Source organism: Fodinicurvata fenggangensis DSM 21160, assembly GCF_000686045.1.
Taxonomy (GTDB): domain Bacteria; phylum Pseudomonadota; class Alphaproteobacteria; order Kiloniellales; family DSM-21159; genus Fodinicurvata; species Fodinicurvata fenggangensis.
The window spans coordinates 107,609-123,631 of sequence record NZ_JMLV01000001.1 but is presented as its reverse complement, the minus strand read 5'-3'; the positions used below and the strand labels follow the sequence as shown (position 1 = coordinate 123,631).

The 16,023-nt window shown below is 58.1% G+C and carries 13 protein-coding genes; 1 reads left to right on the top strand and 12 read right to left on the bottom strand.

What is annotated here, in order from left to right; translation table 11 throughout:
• Nucleotides 1–187 precede the first annotated feature (187 nt).
• Nucleotides 188–550, top strand: coding sequence for a hypothetical protein (locus tag BP38_RS0100580; RefSeq protein WP_026986125.1), 363 nt, complete (start codon nt 188–190; stop codon nt 548–550).
• 24 nt (nt 551–574) lie between these two features.
• Here the strand turns inward: BP38_RS0100580 and BP38_RS0100575 are convergent, their stop codons facing one another.
• The 12 genes from BP38_RS0100575 to BP38_RS0100520 all read right to left on the bottom strand — a co-directional run bounded on the left by BP38_RS0100575 (nt 575) and on the right by BP38_RS0100520 (nt 16,012).
• Nucleotides 575–1,312: a ribbon-helix-helix domain-containing protein gene (locus BP38_RS0100575; RefSeq protein WP_081816360.1), complete on the bottom strand. Its 738-nt coding sequence runs from the start codon at nt 1,310–1,312 to the stop codon at nt 575–577.
• Between the two features lie 46 nt (nt 1,313–1,358).
• A complete protein-coding gene (locus tag BP38_RS0100570) occupies nt 1,359–3,482 on the bottom strand; it encodes an HD-GYP domain-containing protein (protein ID WP_026986123.1) in 2,124 nt (707 codons plus the stop codon).
• Between the two features lie 26 nt (nt 3,483–3,508).
• Complete coding sequence (locus tag BP38_RS18310) at nt 3,509–4,186, bottom strand: transglutaminase-like cysteine peptidase (RefSeq protein WP_162175094.1); 678 nt, start codon at nt 4,184–4,186, stop codon at nt 3,509–3,511.
• Nucleotides 4,187–4,355: 169 nt separating this feature from the next.
• The gene (locus tag BP38_RS0100560; RefSeq protein WP_026986122.1) at nt 4,356–5,684 is read right to left on the bottom strand and encodes an HlyD family type I secretion periplasmic adaptor subunit; all 1,329 of its coding nucleotides are present in this window, start codon (nt 5,682–5,684) and stop codon (nt 4,356–4,358) included.
• Entirely contained in the window at nt 5,681–7,864 is a 2,184-nt protein-coding gene (locus tag BP38_RS0100555) for a type I secretion system permease/ATPase (RefSeq protein ID WP_026986121.1), read from the bottom strand. Before BP38_RS0100555 ends, BP38_RS0100560 begins: the two co-directional genes overlap by 4 nt.
• A 68-nt stretch (nt 7,865–7,932) precedes the next feature.
• Nucleotides 7,933–9,342: a TolC family outer membrane protein gene (locus BP38_RS18305; RefSeq protein ID WP_051608776.1), complete on the bottom strand. Its 1,410-nt coding sequence runs from the start codon at nt 9,340–9,342 to the stop codon at nt 7,933–7,935.
• 402 nt (nt 9,343–9,744) lie between these two features.
• Complete coding sequence (doeB, locus tag BP38_RS0100545) at nt 9,745–10,755, bottom strand: N(2)-acetyl-L-2,4-diaminobutanoate deacetylase DoeB (protein WP_035723052.1); 1,011 nt, start codon at nt 10,753–10,755, stop codon at nt 9,745–9,747.
• 7 nt (nt 10,756–10,762) lie between these two features.
• Entirely contained in the window at nt 10,763–11,944 is a 1,182-nt protein-coding gene (gene doeA, locus BP38_RS0100540; protein WP_026986119.1) for an ectoine hydrolase DoeA, read from the bottom strand.
• Between the two features lie 25 nt (nt 11,945–11,969).
• The gene (locus tag BP38_RS0100535; RefSeq protein ID WP_026986118.1) at nt 11,970–12,962 is read right to left on the bottom strand and encodes a cyclodeaminase; all 993 of its coding nucleotides are present in this window, start codon (nt 12,960–12,962) and stop codon (nt 11,970–11,972) included.
• Nucleotides 12,955–13,953, bottom strand: a complete 999-nt coding sequence (eutB, locus tag BP38_RS0100530) for a hydroxyectoine utilization dehydratase EutB (RefSeq protein ID WP_245602279.1) — start codon at nt 13,951–13,953, stop codon at nt 12,955–12,957. The genes BP38_RS0100535 and eutB overlap by 8 nt, the downstream gene beginning before the upstream one ends.
• The gene (locus tag BP38_RS18300; RefSeq protein WP_155992127.1) at nt 13,950–14,735 is read right to left on the bottom strand and encodes a maleate cis-trans isomerase family protein; all 786 of its coding nucleotides are present in this window, start codon (nt 14,733–14,735) and stop codon (nt 13,950–13,952) included. Before BP38_RS18300 ends, eutB begins: the two co-directional genes overlap by 4 nt.
• Entirely contained in the window at nt 14,732–16,012 is a 1,281-nt protein-coding gene (locus BP38_RS0100520) for a TRAP transporter large permease (protein WP_026986116.1), read from the bottom strand. The genes BP38_RS18300 and BP38_RS0100520 overlap by 4 nt, the downstream gene beginning before the upstream one ends.
• Between the last annotated feature and the right edge of the window lie 11 nt (nt 16,013–16,023).

Genomic DNA, 16,023 nt, shown 5'->3' with positions numbered 1-16,023 from the left:
ATCGGCATTTTACGAGGCTTGCATTTCCGGGAAATTCGGCTATTGGGACGTCGCTGTAGGTCGCAGCCGTGCTTCACCTACCCCGACTGCGCTAAGGTCTGCGCAGGATGGCGCGCTGCCGCATTCATTGCTTTCAGGTAAACAGAACCCTATCCTTGCCTGAAAGCGTTAATGGTTACTTACCATCATGGACAAGAACGAAGAACTGCCCAAACTTGTGAGTGAAGATGCTCTAGACCGGGACCTGGAACTCCCGGCATTTCCCTTGTCCTCGAATGGCAAAGAAAGCCCGGATTCTGCCGAGCCAATTGCCGACGCCATAACCCTGTCATTGCAGGACCTGCTGCCTGACAGCGAAGGAGACGTCGTGCTGGAAAACAGCCTGGGCAGCCTGATCATCCTTGAAGGAGCAGAGGTGGCTGAACAAGGCATCCTTCAAGACGCTCATGTGACCGATAGTGGACAGGATGTTTCGGGCATGGCCTACGCACGCTTCATGGATGGCACAACACTCTATTACGATCCGGAGAACACGGTAGAGTTCGCCTGAACTGCAAGCCTGCCCATTGCGGGACTATTCCTTCTGAGGGGTGCCTTGTTCTGCTGTTCCACCCTGGGCTTGCCGCCGGCGCTGGAGTTGCTCAGCATTCAAGCGCGCTGGCGGGTTGGCGGTAAACCAGACCAGGCTGTCCCCCTTCCCGCCAGGCAAGGGGACCACCCGAATGGCCACGGTAATCAACCGGCCCGGAATGGCCAGCACCATGCGTCCGGGCAGCACTTTATCGTGCCCTTGGCGCGCTTCCTCAGCTGCCCTCGAAAATAGGTCCGGTGGATGAAACCTGAGAACGCGATGCGCATACTGGCCTATGAGACTGCCGGTTTTCTCCCCGAAAACTTCGGCTGCCGCCTGATTCACGGAAAAGATCAGGCCTTCGGCGGAAATGAAAAGGCAGGGGCTTGGACTGGCGGCAAGCGCACGTCGCAAGGCAGTACTGTCACCAGTCCCGACACTATCGGGACTTCCAAGTGACAGGGCTTCAGCCAGGCAAAAGCAGCGGACATAGGACGTCTGATTGTCACTATCACACCCCTCCAGCAGTTCATGAACGAACTGGCCAAGAGGAACCTCCCGGCGATGAGCCATTGTTTCCAGAACATTCCAGAACGCGCCTTCCAGGCGTAGCATCCTGCGGCGTCCCTGGTGCTGAAGCACACGCGAGACCGGGACCGTTCCGCTATAGGCCGTTCTGCGCCCTTTTCGCCTGGGCCTGCCCCCCTTCCCCTGTTGCCTCGTGGAGGAAAGCTCTTCCATCAGCTCGACGCCTTCCTTCTCCAGTCCCTTCTCGATGATTCCGCTGTCAGACGTTTCCTTCGTCTTCCGGAGTTATGCTCTGGCTTTCCAGCATGACTTCAACATCGTTCTGCTGGACGGATTCATCCAAGGCAGTGATCACGTTTTCATCATATCGGTGCGTGTTATCCCTGAGAATTGCAATGACTTCACCAAGGCTTATGCGGCCACGATAGGACCGCGTACGAATACGGGCTGCGACCACATCGCATACAGCCAGTATTCGTGCCAACAGGCCGATTTCATCCCCGGAAAGCCCACGTGGATAACCTGTACCATCCAGGCGCTCATACATCTGCTCGACGGTTTCACGTACAGGCAGGTCGTAATCGATGCCGGAGATGATTTCGGACGCATACTCGATGTGCCGATTCATGATCTCCAATTCCTGGGCGTCCAGTCGGCTTTCCTTGGCCACGATGGACGCGGGTATCAGGACCTTCCCGATCTGTGCCAGATGTGCAGCAATCTGCAATGTGAGATGTTCATCGGAAGACAGCTCCATTTTTTCCGCAACTGTGGCAGCCAACTGGGCCACAAGGTCGGAATGACCGCTTAGATGCGGGTCGATACGGCCAACAAGACGGTCGAAGGCCTCAGCCGTCTGCAGCATGGCCTTTTCACGCCGGCGCCGTTCCTCGATCTGCTGGGTCATGTCCCGGCCCACCAGGACGATCCCGTCGATATCGCCTCGTTCGCCCTTAAGGGGAACACGGGATATCTCGATGTGCCGCAGTTCGTCCTGCAGATAGAGATCGTGCACTTCGGCTGGCCGGCTTTCTCCCGCAAGGGCTGCCGAATCGTCTTCTTTCAGGCGCTGGGCCGTGTGATAGCCAAACACGGCTTCATCGTTTGTGCCGACAATCTGGTCCTCCGGCCGACCCACAGCACGTGCCAGAGCCGGATTGGCATAAACATAAACACCGTCGCGATTCTTGAGGCCAATCCACTCGCGGATCGAATCGTTGATACCGGCCAATAGCTTGCGGTGCGCCTCAATGCGTGCCGCCAGGCTGCGATATTGCTCGGCCATGGCTTCCACAAAGGCCCCTTTCTGCCGCAACCATACCAGGATCAGGAAGGCTGATATGACACAGAAGATCAGGACGCTAAGCAGAATGATCTGCAGGCGTTCCTGGCCCTGGGTCACCAATGCGCTGCTGAGATCCGTTTCCTGGACCAGGATCCAGGGCGTACCTTGAATCTGGCGCCCTTGGGAGTACACCTCCTGCTCGCCCAAAAGCGAGGTGCGCACACCAAAAGGAAAACGCAGTTGCCCGGACTCTCCCGGCTCCAACGGTTGCACTCTTTCCTCTTGCAGGGGAACAAGACCGGCACGTTCGGGAGCCACCACCTGGAGCGCACCCTCATCTGCCTGCTGAAGCAGGCGTGTTGTCTCCCCAGGATCTGACAGCGGGCGGTTTGCCAACAGGCGGGTCATCTCCTCCGCAACAGGCAGGACAGTCATGATCACGCCCACAACCTCGTCCTCGGCGATCTCGCTGTCACCGGTGTTGCCGGCCTGAATCGCGAAGATCGGCTGGAACATATCCATCAAAAGCCGTCCGTCATCCTCACGAACGCCTGGTATGATCGTATCGCCCACTTCGGACACACGACGCGCTGCGGCAATCTGCTCCTCAGACAAGCCGGCCGAATCGCTGGACAGGATTTGATGCCCTTCGGACGACAGGATGTAGGCTCGCTCAACCGGGTTGCGTGCAACGAAATCGTCCAGCACAAGGGAAAGATAACGCGCCTGTTCTCCAGACCCCGCATCCAGGGCCTCATCTTCTCCGCCCAGTGCCGTTTCCGTGGCAAAGACCCTGATGAACTCATTGGTCGAAATCTGCCGGGAAACCTGTTGACGCCCGTTCAGCCAGGTCCTGAAGGTTTCCTCTCGTCCTTCCAGGAGTATGCCTGTACGTTCCTCAACCGCCTGCCTGGTCTCCTCCGCCCGGCGCTCGATCAAGCTGTAGGAAACGGCTGCAACGACGAGACCGATGACCACGATGGCAACGGTCAGCAAAAGACCGGTGCGCCGAAGTCGGCGTGGCATGCGGTCCTCATCCGGAGCCCCTTCCAGCAGGGCCAGGGTATCAGGTTCGGAAGTGTCACTGTTGCGGGTCATGAGCTCTACTCACTTGGTCCGGACGTTCATTCGACCGATGACGGGGAAATGTGAACCCAGCGATGGTTCGCATTCAGGGAGTACTGAGGCGCGTACTGCGGAAGCTGGTCGTCGTTCAGTACCACCGAGAAATTGTTGTCCAGGATGAAAGTCTTGTCATTGTAATCCACAGCCAGCACGGCATGAGGCACGTCACGCAGGGTATCCTGAAGAACGACGATGCGCATGCTGTCCTCGGGAAACCCCAGTTCGCGCAGGCTGGCATACTTGAGAATCGCGTAATCCTCGCAGTCCCCGGAGTGTCTCAGGAACTCCTGAGGTGCGGCCCAATAGTCACTCTGACCATAAACCTGCGGATCCTCGAGATAGGGCATGGCCTCGTTGATGAAGCGATTGAGTTCATCCATCTGGGACATCGGATGCCGATTCTCCAGTGACTTGACCCGTGCACGCCAGGCAGAGAAACGATTGTTGAGACATTCGTTCTCTTCATCACACAAGCGATTCAGCTCCTTGAGCTCTTCGAGTTCATCCAGGACTCGCAGCCATTGAGGAAACGCCTGAAGATTGGACGATCGGAACTCGATCGTGCCAAAAAGACCCTTGGCCAGGCTGCTTAGATCGCTGTCACCAGACGACTGGGCCAGCAGGATCTCGGGCCAAGGGACGTAGAGGTCAGCACTTTGGTCGTGCCTGTCGACCATCCCATCATCCTGGCTGCCGCTTTCGTGAGAAGCGTGCTGTGATGTTGTTGGCTGCTCCAAGCCGATGAGAAGCCAGAAAGCTGACAGCAAGGCAGAAACGAGGAAGGCCAGACAAAGCCCTCCCAGCAATCTCTCAGACGCTATGCCACTCCCTTTGTCCGGCATGCTACTAGCGCTCCGTCAAGGCTTCCTGGCGCGCCTTGGTCAAGGGTTTGAGCAGATAGTCCAGAATGGATTTTTCGCCTGTCAGGATATCAACGCTTGCCACCATCCCCGGAATAATGGGTAAGGGATCCGTTGGCTCTCCGAGGTAGTTCTTTTCCGTTTCCACAATGACCCGGTAATAGGGTTCATCCGTCTCCTCGTCGATCCGCGTATCCGCTCCGATACGCGTGATCTCGCCATCCAGTCCGCCATAAACGGAATAGTCGTAAGCGGTCAGCTTCACTGTTGCCTTCAGGCCGGGACGCAGGAAAGCAACATCCTTCGGACGTATGCGCGCTTCGATCAGGAGTACGTCATCCACGGGCACGATCTCGACAATGTCCTCGCCCGACTGGATAACCGAACCGATGGTGTTCACATTCAGGGCATTGACCACGCCATCCACGGGCGCAACGACGTCCGTACGGAACACGCGCTGACGTGCGGCCTTCAGGCTTTCCTCGATCACGGAAAGCTCGCTCTGCTGATTGTTCAATTCCTGCCGGGCTTCAGAGCGAAAACGAAGATAGATGTTTTGGATACGCTCATACGCCTCCTCGAGCGCGGATTCGGCGCGGGGCTTGGAATCGATCACACCATCAAGCTCGCTTTGCAGGTCGTTGACTTCACGACGAAGCCGCAGGATCTCGACCTTTGGAACCACACCGCGATCGGCCAGGGGGCGATTCATCGACAGTTCTTCCTGAGCCAACTGCAAACTTTCGCGCAAGGCGTCTTCCTGGCGCTTGTAATCCTTCAACTCCAATTCGCGCTGGCGAGCCTGCTGGCGCGCTATGCCAATCTCGGCTTCCAACTCCTCCTTGCGCGCCTGGAAAAGCTCGCGTTGGCTCTCGACGATATTCGGATGGGTCTCTTCCATGTTTTCCGGAAAATCGATCTCTTCCTGGTCCCGGACTTCAGCCTCAAGCCTGGCAATGCGTGCCTCGATCGCTCTTTGTTCGGCCCGTAGTTCTCCCAGTGAGGAGGAGACACTGGTGTCGTCGATCTTGAGCAGGGGTTGCCCCTTTTCGACCAGGTCGCCTTCGCTGATCAGGATATCCTGAACAATCCCTCCTTCCAGGCTCTGCACCTTCTGCAGCTGGCTGGAGGGAATCACACGCCCGTCACCACGGGTGATTTCATCAACGGTGGCATTGGCCGCCCAGACAACAGCGGCCACGATCAGGGCAATAACCACCAACAGGAAAATCTGTGTCGAGCGGCGCGAACCCTGATGCAGCGCGGATTTTACTTCCTGCGCATAGTCATAATCCTTCCAGCGGACTGAGCTCATTGCTCCTCCACTCGAAACTTGCCACCCCGAAGGCGGTTCATGACCTCGTCGCGCGGGCCGTCGGCGACAAGCCGTCCCCGATCCATAACAATCAGGCGGTCCACCAGGTTGAGCAGGCTCGTTCTGTGCGTGGCCAGGATCAAAGTGCGCCCCGTATCAAGCACTTCCCTCAGGCGGTTGATCATGGCCTGTTCCGAGGCAACATCCATCGCGCTGGTCGGTTCATCCAGAACCAGCGTCGGCGGGTCGGTCAGCAGGGCACGCGCCAGGGAGATGGCCTGCCGCTGTCCCCCGGAAAGATTCTGCCCACGTTCGCTGATGACCATGTCGTAACCTTCAGGATGAGCTCCGACGAAGTCGTCCACCCCCGCGAGTTTCGAGGCCCGCAGGATCAGCGCATCATCTGCCTGAGGAAAACCGAGTGCGATGTTCTCACGCACGGTTCCATAGAACAGGGTCACGTCCTGCATCATGAACCCGACATTCCTGCGAATGTCGGCTGGATGAATCTGGCGCAAATCGGTGCCGTCGAGCAGGACCGCCCCTTCATCGGGCTCATAGAGTCCCGAAGCAAGTCGCCCAATCGTCGTCTTGCCCGATCCGATGCGCCCCAGGATGCCGACACGTTCACCCTGATTCACACGGAAGGAAACTTCGCGCAGAGCTTGGGTCCGCGCCTCCGGATAGGTGAAGTTGACACCCCGGAACTCGATTTCGCCATTCATGCGACCGCGACTGACAAAACGCCGGTCGACCGGCCGCTCGACCGGCAGCTTCATGATCCCGTCCAGGGTCTTAAGCGCGACAATGGACTGGTTCATGCGAGACAGGGTATTGGCCATGCCGCCCAAGGGGGCCACCGCCCGTCCCCCCAGGATCACACAGGCAATGATGGCCCCCATGCTCATTTCACCCTCTGACGCGAGATAGACGCCAAAGATGACAATCCCGACGGTCGTTCCCTGCTGCAGGAAGGACGTCGTATTGATACCGAAGTTGGAGAAAAGTCGCGAGCGCTGGGCCGTCCGCGAGGTGCTGCCGACAAACTGCTCCCAGGAGCGCTGCATGCGTCCCTCGGCCCCTGCCACCTTGATCGTGTCCAGGCCGCTTAGGGTTTCCACCAGAATTCCGTGTTTCTGAGCGGCCTCCTTGTGGGTTTTCCGCACCACGGCGTTCAACGGGAACTGGATACAGAACCCTGTCACCAGGGCCAAAACCACGGCGGCAAGCGGTATATAGACGAGCGGTCCGCCAATCATCCAGATGATGAAGAGGAAAAGTCCGACGAACATCAGGTCCGTGAGAGATGCCAAAGTCGAGGAGGTGAAGAAGTCGCGCACCGTCTCGAATTCACGCAGGTGATTGGCAAAGGCGCCCGTGGATCCTGGTCGGACCTTCATCTGAATGTTCAGCACCTGTTCAAACAGGCGGCTGGCCAGCAGCACGTCCGCACGTCGTCCTGCATTGTCGATCAGGGCTGCACGCAGGTTGCGCAGCAGAAAGTCGAAAAACATGGCAATGCCCATGCCGGCGGCCAAGACCCAAAGCGTCGAGAACGCCTGGTTCGGCAATACACGGTCATAGACATTCATCACAAAGAGAGGCGAGGCGATGGCCAGCACGTTCACAACGGCGGCCGCCCCCATGACCTGGAGGTAGACCGGCCAGAGCCGGGCCAGAGTTCCCCAGAACCAGGACCGATTCTGCGGACGCTCGTCCTCTTCTTCCTTCATGCGTGCGTCGAACTGGTACTCCGGACGCACATAGAGGGTATAACCCAGATAATCTTCTTCCAGCGTATCGAGGGGGATTACAGTGGTCCCCTCGCCGCTGTCGGGCAAGACAACTTCCGCCTGCCCATCCTGTCGCCAGGCAGTCAGGACACAGCATTCGCCGTTCTTCATCAGAAGAACGGCGGGCAACACGAAATCCGGTATGGACTTGAGGGGACGCCGAACAATACGGGCGCTCAATCCGACGCGGCTTGCACATCGCGAAAAAAGGTCAACCGTAAGCCGCCCATTGTCCAGGGGCAGGCCTGAAATCAAGGCATCACGAGACGTTGGTCTGTGATGATACTTGCTTAGGAAGACAAGCGATTCCAACAGCGGGTCAACAACACCCTGCTGAACCTCGGCTGCCTCGACCCGCTCCTGCTGAAGACTGGAATCCTGAACCATTTAACGCGCCATACACTCTCTCTAGGCGCAGATCCCCGCCATCCTGGCGGGGATACTGATCATGAATCTTAGTCTGACTGAAGCCACCGCGGCTCCTGCCTGGACATCGTTTCCTCTTCCGGAGTTTCCGGAACAGTAGCTTCCTGCCTTGCCATTGCCTGGGCCTGCTTGGGCGGCTGAACACCCAGCGTATCCAGTAACTGTCCCGCGGCAGCCAGAACACGATAACGTGCGAATATTTCCGCGTACTCACTGGTTGCGAGCGAAACCCGCGCATTGAAGAGTTCGTTCTCGGAGTCCAGCAAGTCGAGCAGTGTGCGCTGTCCGATACCGAACTGATCAAGATAGGAGTTGCGGACCTGTTCACTGCTCACGACCTGATCCTGCAGCACTTCGATACGGCGTTCATTGGCCATCACCGAACTCCAGGACTGGCGAACAAGCTCTTCAGCTTCACGCTCCTGGTTAAGGACCGCTTCGCGGGCCTGGCTGATCTCGCGGACAGCGATCTCGCGATTGGCCGTATCGATACCGCCGGTGAAGAGCGGATAACTGACAACAAGCTGCAGAGACAGGTCATTGTTCTTGCCCTCGGTATCATCAAGGTTGTAACCGGCACGTGCCGTACCCACCAGGCTGACCTCAGGATAGAAGGCCGACTTCGAGGCCTCCCAGTCCGCATAGGCTGCATCAAGATCCGCACGGGCAAACTGGATACTGGGATTGTTTTCCAGCGCCATCTGCACTGCCTGCTCGCGAGAATTGGGCATCCTCTGCGGCCCTGATTGCATATCCGCCAGATTTTGGGGCGGTTCGCCGACTAGACGCTCGAACGTGATTTCCGCCTCTTCGAGGCTGCGCTCAAAATCGATCAACAGCGACCGCGCATTCTGGACCCGCTCATCGGCCTGCTGCTGGTCGGCAACACTGGATGCGCCACTGTTCACGCGATCGGCAACGTCCCGGTAGATTCTCTGAAGGGTATCCAGATTCTGGTTGGCCAAATCCACCAGTTCACGCTGACGGAGAATGTCGATGTAGATACGTACCACCTCCAGACCGATAAACTCCGAACGCTCCATGACCCGCAAGGCCGCAGAATCGATCCTGGCCGCCGAGGCTTCGACCTCACTGTCTGTCGCAAAACCGTCGAAAAGCATCTGCTGGACGGTCACCGAAGCCTCGCTGCGCAGGCGCCAGTCTCTGTTGCCATCATTTGCGCGGGTCTCGCGATAGCCAGGGCCGCTACGGCCCTCCAGCGTCACCTGTGGATAGTAGTTGCCACGCGCACGATCCAATTCGAAGTTGCGCGCTTCCTTGTTGGCGACTGCCTCTCCAATTTCCGGATTTGTTTCCAGCGCCACCTGGACTGCTTCCTCAAGCCCCAGGGCGAAACTGCTGCCCGGTGCCATGAGAATGGCGGAAGCACCACAGAACAGCATGGCTTTCAGCGCCGGTTTGAATGAATTACCTGCCATCACCCCCTCCTCGTAAGAGTTCTCGCCCCCAGTCGGAGCACAAAGATGCAAAATTGTTATTCTTTTCCTTAAGACCTAAAATGCTTTGAGGCGCCGCTGTATGACGCCATGCTCTCGCGCTAAACGCTTCCAGCTATTTTGGGATAAACCTTCGCAAAAATCGGTAGCTTCAGCCACCACCTCCTACCTATGCGTTAGGTTTCACGGTTCTAACATACTCTGATCTATATTCAAGCGATTGCTGTTTTTGATCCGTTATTTTCCTGTATTTTAGCTAAATAACTTTCCCAACATGGCGAGAAAGCCACAGGGTATGCAGCAAAGGGTTAACAAGACCTTACAGCTAACCACAATCTATTCTAGGAATAAGTCGTTTCGGGGCGAAGCCTGCGAGACCTTCGATCAGTACCAGGTGGCCAGAACTGCAATGCAATCCCCCCCGCGGACAATGCCCGGGAAGTGTCGTGCAACAAGCAGACCGTCCATGGTTGCGTAGTAGTCTCGAGGGGGGACGCCCGTCCGTCGGATATTGTGCACGCGTGCGATGACATCTCCCTCATGCACCGTATCTCCCAAATCGACACAGGGCTCCAACAAGCCGTCGTCTTCCGAAGACACGAAGCATTCATCTCCGGGCATATCGAGCTTGATGCTCTCGGTGCGCTCGGGAACACCATCCAGGATGCCCGCATGCTTCAGGAAATTGCGCACGCCCCGATCGGCAATACGGACGTTTCGCGCTGAGGCCGTACCTCCTCCACCGAGTTCCGTGGTGACAAATACCTTGCCCAGGGCCTCGGCTGCGGTGTCATACATGCCGCGGCTGTCCATCTCCAGCATCTGCATCGAATAGGGCGCCGAAAAGGCCTCCATGGCGGCGCGACATTGGTCTTCCTGCTCCTTGTCAGGCAGGATGTGACAAGCAGCGAAAGGCACGAACTCAAGCGTCTTGCCGCCGGAATGAAAATCCAGAACATAGTCCGCCATGGGCAGAAGGTAACGCTGGAAATAGTCTGCGATCTTCTGTGTGGTGGTTCCATCCGGGCGCCCGGGAAACATCCTGTTGAGGTTACCGCCATCAATGGGCGAAGTCCTCCGCGCTGCATTGAAGGCCGGATAATTCATGGCGGGCAGGATAATGACTCGTCCTCGAATCTCGTCCGCCGTCAAGGTGTTGGCCAGCTTGAACAAGGTAACGGGCCCTTCATACTCGTCCCCATGATTCCCACCGGTCAACAGGGCAGTTTCCCCTTCGCCGTTACGTATCACGGTAATGGGAATCATGATGGCGCCCCAGGCCGAGTCATCGTGCGAATACGGCAGTTTCAGGAATCCGTGCTGAACTCCGTCGTAATCGAAATTCAGTGAGGTCGAGATCGGATTGGGCGGCAGAAACTCAACACTAGCCAGCATGGCGAATTCAGTCCTTGATCAAAAGCTTCCTGGGATAGTTACAGAAGGCTTCGGCTCCCGCTTCGGTGATGGTGAAACTTTCGGTGATCTCCAGTCCCCAGTCATCCTGCCAGATCGCCGGAATCAAGTGAAAACACATGCCAGGACGCAATTCGGTCCTGTCGCCCGGCCTCAGACTCATGGTGCGCTCACCCCAGTCCGGAGGATAGGACAGCCCTATTGAGTAACCGCAACGGCTTTCCTTTTCCAGGCCATGCCGGGCAATGGCCTGACGCCAGGCAGCCTCGATATCCTCGCAACTGTGGCCTGGCCGAGCCGCGTTCAGAGCAGCTTCGATCCCCTCCAGTACCGCCTTTTCGGTATCCAGGAACTTTTGTGGCGGCTTGCCGAGAAAAATCGTGCGTGAGAGTGGACAGTGATAGCGCCGATAGCAGCCGGAAAGCTCGAAAAAGGTTCCTTCACCCTCCTTGAACGGCTTGTCATCCCAGGTCAGGTGCGGCGCCGAGGCATCCGCACCGGATGGCAGCAAGGGCACGATGGCCGGATAATCACCGCCATATCCATCAACGCCGCGAATCTGGGCATCGTAGATCTCTGCCACCAATTGATTCTTCGGCAGACCGGGCTCCACCTTCTCCCAGACCCGCTGCTGGGTGGCCTCGCTGATCCGCGCTGCCCGGCGCATGTACTCCAATTCCTGCGGCGACTTGATCGCACGTCGCCAGTTCACCAGTCCCGTCGCGTCCTTGAAGGCAGCATTGGGCAAGTGCTGCTGAAGGGAACGGAAACAGGCAGCGCTGAAGTAATAGTTGTCCATCTCCACACCGATCGATGCCGTACCCTTGCCACGGTCCTCGATGATGCTGGACAGAAGATCCATGGGATGGCGTTCAAGTGACTGAACGTAATGATCGGGGTAGTGCAGGATGTTCTCTTCACGCATGAAAACCGTGCGCCGGGCACCGTTCGCATCCTGCATGCGGCCATACCAGACGGGCTCGTCCTCCAGGCCCAGAACCACGCACTGGTGAACGTAGAAGGACCAACCGTCGTACCCCGTCAACCACGCCATGTTCGAGGGATCGCTGACGATCAGCAGATCCATGCCTTCTCTTTCCATCGCGGCCCGGGTTGCCGACAGGCGCTCGTTGTACTCCGAACGTTCAAACGGCAATGAAACTTGCGCCATTACAATTGACTCCAAAAAACAGGATTCATGAAGTGAAACTCGCCCCCGCACCTGTTGCAACTGCACGCTTGCGGGCGAGCGTAGCAATCGCGGTATCCTGAACACCCGTACCGGTCAGGTCACATAATGTAATCTGATCATCACTCTCCCGTCCTTTCTCGCGACCTGAGACAATGGCACCAAGTTCAGGAAAGACCTTGTCTTCCGGCACCACTCCCGCCTCCAGTGCATGATGAAGCTCCCCCATCAGGGCGCATTGGCTTTGACGGTCGCAGACATAACGATCCACTTCCAGAAACACATTCGGTGAAATTTCGTTCTTATGCTCCGAATCGGACCCCATGGCCGTCACATGCTGCCCTTGCCTCAACCACCCCGGCTCTATCAACGGTTCGCGGCTCGGCGTTGTGGTGACGATCACCTCACCCTGATCGACGGCCTGCCTCGCAGTATTACATACATCCACTTCAAGCTGCAGTTCGCGCCTTGCCCATTCAGCAAACTCGCTCGCACTTTCACTTCGACGTGCCCAAATGCTGACCCGAGCGATATTCCTTACCAGGGTCAGAGCCTGCAACTGAAGCCGCGCCTGCACACCAGCCCCAAGGATGCTGGCCTGTGTGGCATTGCGCGGTGCCAAATGCCGGGCTGCGACCGCGCCTGCCGCTGCAGTACGCACATCGGTCAGATAGCCGTTGTCCAGCAGAAGGGCTTCCACCAGGCCCGTTCGGGCGGAGAACACGACCATCAGGCCGTTCAGGCTGGGCAAGCCAAGCTTTGGATTGTCGAAGAAGCCCGGACTCATCTTGATGGCAAAGGAGTCGAGGCCGGGCACATAGGCAGTCTTGACGTCGACCTCGCCATTGGCCTCTTCGATATCAAGACGCATGACCGGCGGCATGACAACGCCAGCCCCGGCCAAACGGGAAAATGCCTCCTCGACACAATCCACGGCCTCCGCATCGAGCGGCACCAGCGCACGCAAGTCGGTTTCGCTCAGGATCGATATCTCAGACATCTTTCCCCTCCAGAGCTCCTCCATCCTTGCTGCAAACCAGCTGGCGATGCTGGTCCATATCCAGATTACGTCCACTAAGGACAACAAGTGTGGGGCCCTGGGGCTTCAACCGACCGCTTAACAGTGCAGCGATGCCAGCCGCCGCCCCGCCTTCGAGCACCTGCTGCTCCTCAAGGTAGGCATGCCGGATCGCCTCCGCCAATTCCTCCTCCTCCACCAGTAGACAACGCTCCACAAGGTCACGGACGATCGCAAAGGTGTAGCGGTTCTGCAGCCCGATCCCCCCACCCAGGGAATCGGCAAGGCTTTCGACCTCCGCAACCTCGACCGGTTGTCCTGCTTTCAGGCTCTCATACATCGCCGCGCCCCGCGACATGGTCACACCAACCAGGCGGATGTCAGGACGATGGGTTTTCATGGCCAGTGCGACCCCTGACAGAAGTCCCCCACCGGACAGGGGCACGACAACGGTCTCGGCCTCGGGCATGTCCTCGAGCATCTCCAGGCCCAGGGTTCCCTGCCCTGCAATTACGTCGGGGTTGTCGAAAGGCGATATGTAGGTCATGCCCTCGCGTTCCAGACGCAGCGCCTCTTGCTCGGCCTCGTCCTGGCTGCGCCCGCAAATCTGCAGCTCCGCCCCCAGAGCCTCGATGGCCGCAACCTTGTTGCGTGGGACCAATTCGGAAAGACAGATCACGGCCTTGACGCCGGCCACTCTTGCGGCATGAGCTACAGCACGGCCGTGATTGCCCGTTGAAACCGCCACCACGCCTTTTGCACGCTGTGAGTCGGAAAGCATGGCGAGCGCGTTGGCAGCGCCGCGCAGCTTGAAGCTACCGGTGATCTGTGTGTGTTCCAGTTTCATGTGAACGGGCACGCCCACCTTCTGTCCTAGTGACAGAGAGGGATTCACTGCGGTTCGGGACACGGTCCCTGCAATCCTGTCCCGAGCCTGTTCGATGTCTGCCAAACCAATTCCGTAGTCCATCATGCGGAGTCCCCAGGCAAAGGCATGTGCATCAACCGCCCGGCACCAGCCACAGCATCATCGCGCCCCATCAGCCTGATGGCATGCCAAGCCAGGGCCTGATTGCTGGCCACCACCGGTCGTCCCAGTTGATTTTCCAGAAGATCCACGAATCCCGACGCGCGAAGCGCCGTACAGGAGACAAACAAGGCATCCGCGTCTTCGTCAAGCACCTGCCTCCCCCCTTCCAGCAAGGCTTCAGGAGAAAGGGCGGCCATATCGTAATCGCTCTCGAGATCAAAACAGGCGACATTGGTGACGCTGCAGCCGAAGCCTTCGACTTGCTCGACAACGGACCGCGTGACAGCGGGCGTATAGGGGGTCAGGACCGCAACACGCCGAACCTCCAGACTACGCAGGGCTTCACGACAGGCACCTAGAGGCGTGGTTACGGCTATTCCGGGGCGCACCTGGTGGATGAGGCGCGCAATCTCGCCCTCACCAATCGCTGCGGTTCCGGACGTACAGCCATAGATCACCGCATCCAGTTCACCTCCGGGAAGCAGCTTCGCGGTCTCCGATTCAATTGAGCCGGCCATGGCCCGAAGGGTCTCGACCGTCACCGGATTGCGGTAATCCAGGCGTGACGCGTAGAGATCCACATCATCCGGCAACAGCTGCGGCAGGTCTGACTCACTGGCCAGATCCGTAGCCAAGGCCAGCAAGCCGATGCGGGCGTGACGTATCCCGCCTGCGCTTGACGGAGTTGCCGTCAGCGTTGCGATGTCCCCGTGCCACCCATTCATCTCAGTGCGATCGTCGGCAGGAAGAGCGCAATCTGCGGGAAGGCAATCAGAAGTCCTGCCGCCATCACCAGGATAAAGATGAATGGCGGTGTTCCGCGTATCACGTCCATGTAGGGTCGCCGGAAAACGGCCATGGCCGTGAAGATGTCACAGCCAAAGGGCGGCGTCGCCGAACCGATCGCAACCTGCAGGGTAACCAGCGTGCCTACATGCACCGGATCCAGTCCCGCAGCCGCCACCAGGGGTGCGAAGATCGGGGTCAGGACCAGGATCACCACAATCGGATCCACGAACATGCAGCCTATGAAATAGGCGATCGTGATCGCGATCAGCGTCATCGTCGGCCCAGCGCCTTCCAGTCCCAGTCCGCCGATGACGGCCTGCGGCACCTGGGCAAATGAAATGACCCACGAAAAAGCGGCACCCGCTCCTACCAGAATGAAGACAACAGCCGTGATCATGCCTGTGGAAAAGGCAATCGAGGGAACTTCCGAAAGCTTCACCGCCCGGAAGATGAAAACCTCCAGGATAAAGGCATAGAGCACGGCAATGGCGGCCACTTCAGTGGGACTGAATAAACCGGCATAGATGCCGCCAATGATCAGGATCGGGAAGAAGGCTGCCAGCCCGGCCCTTTTGGCAATGCGAATACGTTCGCTCCAGCTTGCCTTGGGCTGAGTCGGGATATTGTTCACACGTGCGTAGATCCAGCAGAAGACAGAGAACATCGCCAGGATCATGAGGCCCGGTACGACGCCAGCCAGGAACAGTTCCCCAATGGAGGTCTTTGCCACCACGCCATAGACGATCATGCCGATCGATGGCGGAATCAGGAAGGCGATGTCACTGGCATTGATGATCAGCGCAAGCGTGAAGCTGTCCTTGTAACCCGCATCCAGCATCTTGGGCCGCAAGGGGCTGCCCATGGCGACCACGGTCGCCTGAGTGGACCCGGAGACAGCGCCGAACATTGTACAGCCAAGTGCTGTTGTGATGGCCAGACCACCGCGCACATGACCGACAAAGGACATGGCCAGGTCAAGCAGACGGTCGGCCGTATGTCCCTTCGTGACGATATCCGCCGCAAAGATGAACATCGGCACCGCAATCAGGGCCACCGGGCTGATGCCACTGATCATCTGCTGAACGATAATCGTAGGGTCGAGCGCGGGAATGAAGATGAAGAAGCCAACGAAAACGGCTGCCAGCAACGGCACCATCATGGGGAAACCCAGCAGGAGCAAACCGATCATGACGGCGAGAATGGTAACTTCCATGATGTGCCCCC

Coding starts and splice junctions, on each gene's coding strand:
- doeA (WP_026986119.1), bottom strand. CDS start 11,944: ATGGCGCAAGTTTCATTGCCGTTTGAACGTTCGGAGTACAACGAGCGC.
- BP38_RS0100580 (WP_026986125.1), top strand. CDS start 188: ATGGACAAGAACGAAGAACTGCCCAAACTTGTGAGTGAAGATGCTCTA.
- doeB (WP_035723052.1), bottom strand. CDS start 10,755: ATGCTGGCTAGTGTTGAGTTTCTGCCGCCCAATCCGATCTCGACCTCA.
- BP38_RS18310 (WP_162175094.1), bottom strand. CDS start 4,186: ATGGTCGACAGGCACGACCAAAGTGCTGACCTCTACGTCCCTTGGCCC.
- BP38_RS0100570 (WP_026986123.1), bottom strand. CDS start 3,482: ATGACCCGCAACAGTGACACTTCCGAACCTGATACCCTGGCCCTGCTG.
- BP38_RS0100535 (WP_026986118.1), bottom strand. CDS start 12,962: ATGTCTGAGATATCGATCCTGAGCGAAACCGACTTGCGTGCGCTGGTG.
- BP38_RS0100520 (WP_026986116.1), bottom strand. CDS start 16,012: ATGGAAGTTACCATTCTCGCCGTCATGATCGGTTTGCTCCTGCTGGGT.
- BP38_RS0100560 (WP_026986122.1), bottom strand. CDS start 5,684: ATGAGCTCAGTCCGCTGGAAGGATTATGACTATGCGCAGGAAGTAAAA.
- BP38_RS18305 (WP_051608776.1), bottom strand. CDS start 9,342: ATGGCAGGTAATTCATTCAAACCGGCGCTGAAAGCCATGCTGTTCTGT.
- BP38_RS0100555 (WP_026986121.1), bottom strand. CDS start 7,864: ATGGTTCAGGATTCCAGTCTTCAGCAGGAGCGGGTCGAGGCAGCCGAG.
- BP38_RS0100575 (WP_081816360.1), bottom strand. CDS start 1,312: ATGGAAGAGCTTTCCTCCACGAGGCAACAGGGGAAGGGGGGCAGGCCC.
- eutB (WP_245602279.1), bottom strand. CDS start 13,953: ATGATGGACTACGGAATTGGTTTGGCAGACATCGAACAGGCTCGGGAC.
- BP38_RS18300 (WP_155992127.1), bottom strand. CDS start 14,735: ATGAATGGGTGGCACGGGGACATCGCAACGCTGACGGCAACTCCGTCA.